This window comes from uncultured Mailhella sp., from assembly GCF_944324615.1.
In the GTDB taxonomy this organism is placed as follows: Bacteria; Desulfobacterota; Desulfovibrionia; order Desulfovibrionales; family Desulfovibrionaceae; genus Mailhella.
Genome location: NZ_CALUWY010000086.1, coordinates 1 through 9,364, shown reverse-complemented (window position 1 = coordinate 9,364; position 9,364 = coordinate 1). Strand labels below are relative to the sequence as shown.

General features: G+C 55.1%; 7 protein-coding genes and 2 tRNA genes. 3 read left to right on the top strand and 6 right to left on the bottom strand.

The window, feature by feature from the left end; translation table 11 throughout:
- A partial coding sequence (locus Q0K07_RS12195) for a DUF6538 domain-containing protein (protein WP_367178905.1) occupies positions 1 to 767 on the bottom strand: 767 nt, incomplete at its 3' end.
- A gap of 96 nt (positions 768 to 863) precedes the next feature.
- Positions 864 to 954, bottom strand: a tRNA-Ser gene (locus Q0K07_RS12190).
- Positions 955 to 1,735: 781 nt separating this feature from the next.
- Between Q0K07_RS12190 and Q0K07_RS12185 the strand changes: the two genes are divergently transcribed.
- Positions 1,736 to 2,164: a hypothetical protein gene (locus tag Q0K07_RS12185; protein WP_294559579.1), complete on the top strand. Its 429-nt coding sequence runs from the start codon at positions 1,736 to 1,738 to the stop codon at positions 2,162 to 2,164.
- Positions 2,165 to 2,567: 403 nt separating this feature from the next.
- On the opposite strand, the gene ggt is transcribed toward Q0K07_RS12185, so the two are convergent.
- The 4 genes from ggt to mutY form a co-directional block, all read right to left on the bottom strand.
- A complete protein-coding gene (gene ggt / locus Q0K07_RS12180; protein ID WP_294559578.1) occupies positions 2,568 to 4,262 on the bottom strand; it encodes a gamma-glutamyltransferase in 1,695 nt (564 codons plus the stop codon).
- A 241-nt stretch (positions 4,263 to 4,503) separates the two neighbouring features.
- Positions 4,504 to 4,594: transfer RNA gene (locus tag Q0K07_RS12175), tRNA-Ser, on the bottom strand.
- 72 nt (positions 4,595 to 4,666) lie between these two features.
- A complete protein-coding gene (gene icd / locus Q0K07_RS12170; RefSeq protein WP_294559577.1) occupies positions 4,667 to 5,824 on the bottom strand; it encodes an NADP-dependent isocitrate dehydrogenase in 1,158 nt (385 codons plus the stop codon).
- An 11-nt stretch (positions 5,825 to 5,835) separates the two neighbouring features.
- The gene (mutY, locus tag Q0K07_RS12165; protein WP_294559576.1) at positions 5,836 to 6,954 is read right to left on the bottom strand and encodes an A/G-specific adenine glycosylase; all 1,119 of its coding nucleotides are present in this window, start codon (positions 6,952 to 6,954) and stop codon (positions 5,836 to 5,838) included.
- 293 nt (positions 6,955 to 7,247) lie between these two features.
- On the opposite strand from mutY, the gene Q0K07_RS12160 reads away from it, so the two are divergent.
- Both Q0K07_RS12160 and Q0K07_RS12155 read left to right on the top strand, forming a co-directional pair.
- Positions 7,248 to 8,438: an acetyl-CoA carboxylase biotin carboxylase subunit family protein gene (locus Q0K07_RS12160; RefSeq protein ID WP_294559575.1), complete on the top strand. Its 1,191-nt coding sequence runs from the start codon at positions 7,248 to 7,250 to the stop codon at positions 8,436 to 8,438.
- The gene (locus Q0K07_RS12155) at positions 8,438 to 9,175 is read left to right on the top strand and encodes an alpha/beta hydrolase-fold protein (RefSeq protein WP_294559574.1); all 738 of its coding nucleotides are present in this window, start codon (positions 8,438 to 8,440) and stop codon (positions 9,173 to 9,175) included. Before Q0K07_RS12160 ends, Q0K07_RS12155 begins: the two co-directional genes overlap by 1 nt.
- The last annotated feature ends 189 nt before the right edge of the window (positions 9,176 to 9,364 follow it).

Sequence of the window (9,364 nt, the reverse complement as noted above, 5' to 3'; positions counted from 1 at the left end):
CCATGCTCCAGTTCTTTGATGATGCCCGCAAACTGTCTGATCTGGGGCGGGATATCCTTGATGCTTCCTTTCGACCAGGTAAGGGATTTGGCAGAGATATAGGCTTCCGCCGCTTCTGAGACGGTGGGAAGTCTTTTGACGCGCCTGTGACTGCCAGAAGCGCTTTTTCGTGATTCCGAACTCGCAGGCTCGGAGGTTGCTCTGAACGTCTTCGGAGCAGCCTCTGAGCGCGTGGTGGAAGTTAGCATGGGGCTGACTTCCACCCGCAATACGGGAGTACTGGAGATTGCTTCCAGAGTTTTCTTTGCAGGCGCGTTTTTCTTTTCTCCTGCATCCAGTCCCGCCCCAGCTTCCTTCATGAACTTAGGCAGAGACAGAGTAAGAGCAGCAGGGGAAAGGTCTTCTTCACAGGCCGCAGTGAACCAGAACGTATCCAGCTTTCTCACGAATCCACTTAAAAATTCAGTATGTTGCATAGAAGTGCCGTGCACAACCTGTATCCTTCCCGACTGAATCTCCTCCACCAGGGCAAAAAATGTCTGGGCAGCAACAGAGAGCCGGACTGCCTTGGAGCGGGCAGTTCGGCTTTTCATACCATCCAGAGAGCGGCGGATTTCAGTTTTTCCCAGGAGAGAACGTAAGTGATTCGGCACAGTTATTCTAAAATACCTGATACCGCGATGATGAGAAAGGTAGGTCTTGTACTTCGAAAGGTACCGGGAGTGAGAAGCTGTTCCGGGGATAATCAGCGGCTCTAAGTCGTTCATAGCTCGTACCTGAAACGTATCCAGAAGGTGTATCCAGTACGAACGAGCCGCGATTAAAAGAAAAACCCGCTGTAAAAACAGCGGGTTATAAATATCTGGCGGAGAGGAAGAGATTTGAACTCTTGGTACCTTTCGGGTACACACGATTTCCAATCGTGCTCCTTAAGCCGGGCTCGGAAACCTCTCCGCAGCGGGAGATTTTCTAGTATAGAAAGGGGATGTCCGTCAAGTTTTTTCTGGAGCGTAAAAATATTGAATAAATCCATATAAATAGAGTTATGGTGGAAACCACTGCAAGAAATTTTCTCTTTCCGCTTCAGCGAAATGAGGGAAAATCATCCCTGCATCACTCTCCGGAACTTCGCTGAACCGGCCAGCAGAACGCGAAAAATTCGCAATCCCGTGTCATGCCGTAGCGTACGGAGGTGATCAAGGGCGGCACATGATGGCTTCGGGAATGATAACGCAAAGGCCGTCTTTCAGAGCTCCCTTGTTTTTCGGCTCCGCATGAAAAGTGGTCTTTCAAGGTGAGAGTGTACAGGTAGAGACTATGTTGTCCTATGTTCGCTGAGAAGCCGAACGTTGATGGGGCATTCAGCGACAGAGGCAGCTCTGCCGAGGACTGTCTTCTGGACTGGCAGAGGGGACGGAAAGCCGGAAATGCGTAGTGAGATGCGTGAGTGGAGTCGGAACATGGAAGCCGGGGCAGGCCTGCATTCTTATTCATGGAAAGGATATCGTGCGTGGGGAGGGCAGGAAGGCGCGAGAATCGCGTGGCGCCGAAGAGTACATAAGCAGAAGCAACGGAATCAGGCCGTGGGGGAAGAAAGACAACGCAGGGAAAAAGATGGTTGATGAATGACACCCGAGAAGTGTATAAAAAAGATTATTGCAAGAGTGATGGTAAACTTGACATGCAGTTCTGTGACTAGTAGTGTTATGTTTATATATAAGTAGGAGGGGCGTTTATGTCGGAAATGGAGCAGACCCTTATTAAAACTCTTAAAGAGCTTGAGAGCGAACTTGAAAGGCAAAAAAAGGCCATTAAGCATATTCGAGAGGCTCTTCGTATTTTAAAAGGTCGTTCTTCTGAAGCAACACAGGAGTGCTTGTCTGGGGGAGAGGACAGTAAGGAAAGTATCGCACAGGTCATCGACAGCTTCATCGATACGATCAAGCCTGGTGAAGGGGTTATGGTCAATGATGTCGTCCGCTTTGTCGTTGAAGGTGGATATCCGGAATCGGATGCGCTTCGTACCACGATATCATCGACGTTAAGGCGGCGGGTTAAACAGGGTGTTCTTTCCCGCGTAGGTTCTCGTGGTTCGTTTGAAAAGCCCGGCTATATTCCATCCCCGACAAAGGAGAAAAAGCAGTCTGACCACAGAGAACATTAATTTTTTAAATACAAAAGCTGCTGGGAAACGTAGCCCTGCGGCAGTCCCTGCCAGCGCCTGCAGGAGGCGTTACTTGCAACACGAGGGATATTGTCATCTTTATCCGCAGAGTTCATCCGGCAACGGTCCTCTGATGGGGGGCTGTGCGTTTTATGAATATCGTTTGATGAGAAAGGTCCTGAGGAACAGCGTTATGCAGGCCTTACCAGGCGTCAGCCTGAGGCCGGCTCGTGCTTGGAAAGGCCGGGGAGATTTCCCCGGCCTTTCTTTTATGCCTGGTTCTTCCCGTATTGAGGATGTTGTATGCCGCCGCCATGTCCTGGAGGGAAGCCTCGTCGCGCCCTGCCTCTGACGGCAACGCGTTAAAAAGGAAAGGCCCGGATTCCGGGCCTTTCCTCAAGGTTTACCAGGTGGCTACGCAGCCGTCGGTGCGGGATTCGGTACCGCCTGCGAGGGTACCGTCTTCCATGCGCCAGATGATCTCGCCCCGGCCGAAGTCACCGGCCAGAGTATCATAGCTGATATCATGTCCCATACGTTCGAGCTTGCGGAGGTCTTCCACAGGATAGCTTCCTTCCACCACGACCTTCTTGTCGCGCATCCACTGCCAGCGGGGGGCATCAAGAGCCTGCTGGGGGTTCATGCCGAAGTCGATGCAGTTCATGAGAACCTGCACATGGCCCTGAGGCTGCATGAAGCCGCCCATGACGCCGAAGGGACCGACAGCCTTGCCGTCCTTGGTGACGAAGCCGGGGATGATGGTGTTGTAGGGGCGCTTTTCCGGAGCCACGGCATTGGGGTGCTTGGGATCAAGGGAGAAGCTGCATCCGCGGTTGTTCAGGGAAATGCCGGTGCCGGGCACGACTACGCCGGAACCGAAGCCGCCGTAGTTGCTCTGGATGAAGGAAACCATGTTGCCTTCGCCGTCGGCGGTGCACAGATACACGGTGCCGCTCTGCTTGAAGTCGCCGGCAACAGGCTGCTGGGCCTTGTCGGTGATGAGAGCGCGTCTCTTGGCGGCGTATTCGGTGGAGAGCATTTCCTTCACGGGAACCTTGCTCACGCGGGGATCGGCAACGTACTTCAGGGTATCGGCAAAGGCCAGTTTCAGGGCTTCGATCTGCACATGCGCGGTTTCAGGGCCGCGATGGTCGAAATGATAGCCGTTGAGGATGTTCAGCGCCATGAGGGCGGTAATGCCCTGACCGTTCGGGGGCAGTTCCCACACGTCATAACCGTGGTAGTTGACGCTGAGGGGTTCCACCCATTCGGGGTCGACGGCCGCAAGGTCTTCAGCAGTGATATAGCCGCCGGTGGCCTTGGAGAACTCCACGATTTTCTTTGCGATTTCTCCGGTATAGAAGGCTTCGGCATTAGTTTTGCCGATGAGCTCAAGCGTGCGGGCATGATCGGGAAGCTTCCAGAGTTCGCCGGCCTTGGGCAGCTTGCCGTTCTTGGAGAAGGTGTCCTTCCAGCCCTGGAACTGGGGATCCTTCTGCGCGATATACATGGGGCCGCGCAGATTCCAGAACTGCGCCACCGTGGGCTGAACGGTGAAGCCGTCGCGGGCATAGCTTATGGCAGGGGCCAGAGATTCGGACAGAGGGAGCTTGCCGAACTTCTTGGCCAGCACGGCCCACGTTTTCGGAGCGGCAGGAACGGTCACAGCCTTCCAGCCGAGGGTGGAAATCTTTTTTTCACCCTTGAACACGTCGAGGTTCATGGCCTTGGGGGAGCGGCCGCTGCCGTTGATGCCGTACATCTTGCCGTTCACCCAGAGGATGGAGAAGTTGTCGCTTCCTATGCCGTTGCTGGTAGGCTCGACAACCGTCAGGGCTGCTGCCGTGGCAATGGCTGCATCGACGGCGTTACCGCCTTTTTTCAGCACTTCAAGGCCGGCCTGTGCGGCAAGCGGGTTGGAAGTGGCGACCATGCCCCTGGACCCGTAAACGACATTTCTCTGTGCCGGATAGGGATAGTAGAGCGGGTCAAAAGACCTCAGCGGATCCTGCGCGGCGGAAGCGACCGAACAGGTTCCCACGCAGAGGGCCATCACGGCGAGCTTGAGCGCGCCGCAGGGTTTGGAGAGGGAAAACATAAAACTCCTCCTTTTCCAACCGGACTTTTATCAACCTTGCAGGGAAGCCTGCATCGGTTCAGCACATCATGCGGAACAGTCCATGCCGTGGCGTCCGATTTTTCCGCGGCATGGAATATTGTCGACAATGAAGATCCTTGCCGAACTGAATTTCAGCTTTATCACCAATCGAATCGCCCGTCATGGAAATTTTAACCAACAAAAAAGGGTTGCATTTTTCAATGCAACCCTTGGAAATATCTGGCGGAGAGGAAGAGATTTGAACTCTTGGTACCTTTCGGGTACACACGATTTCCAATCGTGCTCCTTAAGCCGGGCTCGGAAACCTCTCCGCGACAGGAGTGTTTCTAGTATAGAAGCACTCCTTCGTCAAGCAAAAAATGATCCTTTCAGGATTTTTTTGCCTAGTGGATGTTTTTCAGAAGTATTTCACCGAATTTCGAGCATGACACGGCCTGTGCTCCGGGCATTTCGGCGGCAAGGTCGGGCGTGACCGTTTTTGCGTCGATGGCGGCGAGGATGGCGGAGCGCACTTTGTCGGCGGCTTCGGCAAAGCCCAGGTGTTCCAGCATGAGCGCGCCGGAGAGCAGAAGGCTGCCGGGGTTGGCGATGTCCTTGCCGGCGGCGGTGGGAGCCGTGCCGTGGGTGGCTTCAAACAGGGCCAGCTTGTCGGACATGTTGACACCCGGAGCCATGCCCAGTCCGCCGACCTGCGCGGCTAGGGCGTCGGAGATGTAGTCGCCGTTCAGGTTGGGCAGGGCAAGAACGCTGTACTGATCGGGATGCAGCAGGGCTTCCTGGAACATGGCATCGGCAATGCGGTCTTTAATGATGATTTTGCCCTTGCTGTTTTCCACAGTGGCTTCCTTTTCGGGAATGGTGACATCGCCGAATTCTTCCTTTGCCACTTCGTAGCCCCAGGCACGGAAGCCGCCTTCCGTGAACTTCATGATATTGCCCTTGTGCACGAGGGTGACGCTGGGAAGATGGTGATCCAGGGCATACCGGATGGCTCTGCGGACAAGGCGCTTGGAGCAGAAGGCAGACATGGGCTTGATGCCCAGAGCGGAGCCTTCACGGACCTTGGCGCCGAACGCATCACGGAGAAATTCACCCAGTTTTTCCGCTTCGGGAGAACCAGCCTGATATTCGATGCCCGCATATACGTCTTCGGTATTTTCGCGGAAGATGACCATGTTGACGAGTTCAGGGTGTTTCACCGGCGTGCTTATGCCTTTGAACCAGCTTACGGGGCGTATGCAGGCGTACAGGTCGAAGGCCTGGCGCATGGCCACGTTGAGGCTGCGCATGCCGCCGCCCACCGGCGTGCCCAGCGGGCCCTTGATGGCCACGGAGGCCTTGCCCAGCATGTCAAGGGTTTCCTGGGGCAGGGGGCTGCCCGTCTGCTTCACGGCTTTTTCGCCCGCCAGCAGTTCCACCCAGTCCAGTTCATGTTCGCCGCCGGTGGCCGCCTTCATGGCGGCATCCAGCACGGGGCGGGTTACCTTCCATATTTCCGGGCCGATGCCGTCGCCTTCAATCCAGTAAACCGTGTGTTTCATAGTGGCCTTCTTTAAAGGGAGAGTTGTTCCGCCGTGGGGCGGGTTTTTCTGAGGAAATAGCGCTCGGCCATTTTTCGATGATGGGCCGGCATGGCAAGACCTTCCGTTTCGTTCCAGAGTACGAAACGGTGGGGAACCTCGCCAAGAAGCGCGGAAATGTCTTTTTTGGTAAGTTCAGACTCCACCCGGAAAAAGTGCGCGGTGAGCCGGTGATTGGTGTAGTTGTGCCGCACTTCGCCCAGGGGGGCGATGATGTCCACCGTGATGCCCAGCCTGCCGAAGGCCTGCAGCAGCGTTTCCTGCAGAGGCAGTTTTTCCACCACGGCGCCGGGGAATTCCCACATGTTGCCCCACAGGCCTTCCGAAGGGCGCTGAAGAAGCAGCACATGCTTTTCACAGAGCAGAATACCGTGCACGGAACTGACAGGGATAACTGCACTTTTTTTCTCAACCACGGGGCGTTCCCTTTCCAGGCCGAGCTTGTGGGAAACGCACCATGCCGCCAGCGGGCAGAGCGCGCACTGCGGGGATTTGCCGCAGACCAGAGCGCCCAGCTCCATAAGGGCCTGATTATAGGCCCGGGCCTGACCGGCGGGGAGAAAGCGCCGTGCTTCCTGACGGATGAGGGTGGCGGCGGGGCGTTTTTTTACGGGAGTGTCGATATTGAGCAGGCGGGAGAACACGCGTTCCACGTTGGCGTCGATGGTGACGATATCTTTTTCATAGGCGATGCCGAGAATGGCCGCCACGGTGTATTCCCCGAGGCCGGGGAGCGCGGAAAGTTCTTCCAGCGTGGCGGGAATCTGCCCGCCGTGCTTCTCGACCATGGCTTTTGCGGCCTGGTGGAGAAAGCGGGCGCGCCGGTAATAGCCGAGGCCTTCCCAGTAGCGCAGGATTTCTTCTTCCGGCGCTTCGGCCACGGCCGTGACACTGGGGAAGCGTTTCATCCAGCGCTGGAAATAGGCAACACCCCGTTCCATCTGTGTCTGCTGAAGCATGACTTCGGAAATCCAGACTTCATAGGGAGTATAGCGCACGCGCCACGGCAGCGGGCGTTTATGCGCGGCGAACCATGCAATGAGCGCATCTGCCGCCGCCTCGACATCGCTTTGGGAAAATATCGGAAACATTGGGGCAGTATATACGGCAAGCACCGGGCTTACAAGGGAGCGTCGGAAAGTTTTAAAAGAAATCCTTCCGGCGGAGGAGGTCATAAAAAGATATTAATATATTGAAAACAAAAGGTAAAAGAAGAACGGCCGCTGTGCACGGCAAAAAAAGATGTCTGCTCTGATCCCGTCGACGGCGCAGGCGGGAACGGCATGATGATTGCTTTTTATGGTATAGTGCTTCATAATGGGATTAATGTACCGGTTGCCCGCTTGAGCACACGAGCGGGCGTGTCGTCCGAGAGAGGATTATTATGAATTTTGTCTTTATTTCCCCACAGTTCCCCCAGTCATACTGGAATTTCTGCGACAGGTTGAAGGCTCGCGGCGTGAATGTTCTCGGTATAGGAGATACGGCCTACGATGCGCTTTCTCCTGAGCTTCGTGCATGTCTTACCGAGTACTACCGCGTGGATTCCCTTGAGGATTACGATCAGGTCTACCGTGCCATGGCGTTTCTTACCTTCAAGCACGGTCGTATCGACTGGGTGGAGAGCAATAATGAATACTGGCTCAGTCAGGATGCACGCCTGCGTGATGACTTCAATATAAAAACCGGCATGAGCAGAGCGGAAGTGGCCAATGTGCGTCGCAAGTCGGCCATGAAGAAGTTCTATCAGGCGGCCGGAGTACCTGCGGCGCGCTGGCACATCATCAGCAACCTGGAAGACGGCATGAAGTTTGCCCATGAAGTGGGCTACCCCGTGTTTGTGAAGCCGGACGGCGGCATGGGGGCTTCCGGAAGCTACAAGATTTCCAGTGATGAGGAAATGACGCGCTTCTATGCGGGCAGGGAAAATGTGCCTTATATCATGGAGGAATACCTGAGCGGCGACATCTGGTCGTATGACGGTATTTCCGATTCCAGGGCCAATGTCATTTTTGAAACCTGCACGTCCTGGCCGCCCTCCATCGCCGACATCGTGAACAACAAGGATCACCTTGCCTACTACACCTCCAGCAACCTTCCTGACGATCTCAGGGAGGCGGGCCGCAATACCATCAAAGCCTTCAACGTGCGCAGCCGTTTCTTCCATCTGGAGTTTTTCCGCCTGAAGGAAGACAAGCCCGGTCTGGCCAGAAAGGGGGAACTTGTGGCGCTTGAGGTGAATATGCGCCCTGCGGGCGGATGGACGCCCGACATGTTCAACTACGCCAACAGTGTGGATGTGTATTCCATCTGGGCCGACATGGTCACGCACGACAAGACCTTCGTCGATCTCGACCGTCAGAAGTTCTTTGCCGTGTATGCAGGCAGACGCAACGGCAAGCCCTATGTGCATACGCCTGAAGAAATCCGTGCCCGTTATGCGGGGCGCATCGTGATGGATCTGGATATTCCCGAAGCCATTTCCGGAGCCATGGGCAACCATCAGTGGACGGCCATCCTCGATACCGCCGAGCAGAAGGATGAATTCATCCGCTTCGTTCAGGAGACGCATTGATGGAATACAGGTGCCACAGCCAGTACAGCCGGATTCTGGACCGGGAACTTCCGTTTGTGGTATTCGGCCATACGGGCAAGCCCGTCATGGTTTTTCCCACACAGAACGGGCGCTGCACCGATTTTCATGAGTTTCACATGCCCGAGACCGTGGCTGAGCATATCGAGGCCGGGCGGGTGCAGCTTTTCTGTGTGGATTCCATAGACAGGGAGACCTGGTCGGACAAGGAGGGGGACAAGGGACGCAGAGCGTGGCTTCAGGAGCTGTGGTTCCGCTACTGCACGGAAGAGTTCACCCCCCTCATGCTTCAGATGAACGGCACAAGGCAGGCCCCCCTGACCATGGGGTGCAGCATGGGGGCCACCCATGCGCTCAACACCTTTTTGCGCCGCCCCGATCTGTTCGACGGCGTCATCGCCCTGAGCGGTGCATACGATGCGCGCTACTTCTTCGGCGATTACATGGATTCCAACCTCTACAACAACTCCATTGTGGATTATATGGCAGGGCTCGCTCTGGACCACACCTATATTCCCATGTTCAATGCCCGGGCCATCTATATATGTACGGGTCAGGGTGCATGGGAAGAAGAAATGATCCGCACCACAACCATGGTACGGAACATTTTTGAAGAAAAAGGCATCCATGCCTTCATCGACTTCTGGGGGCATGATGTGGATCATGACTGGCCCTGGTGGCGCAGACAGTTTCCTTATTTTCTGAACAAGATACTGTAGGGAGGGTACACCTCCTGTGAAAAAGACCGGACGCGGAAAGCGGGCCGGTCTTTTTTTAAGGCCGAAAACTCCCCGCTGCGGGGAGTTCCAAAAAGGCGAAGCCTTTAAATACGTTAAAAAAGGGGTTCCTTTGTGAGATAACCAGTTGTCTCGACTCGAAATCTATACACAAAGGAACCCAATAATGAA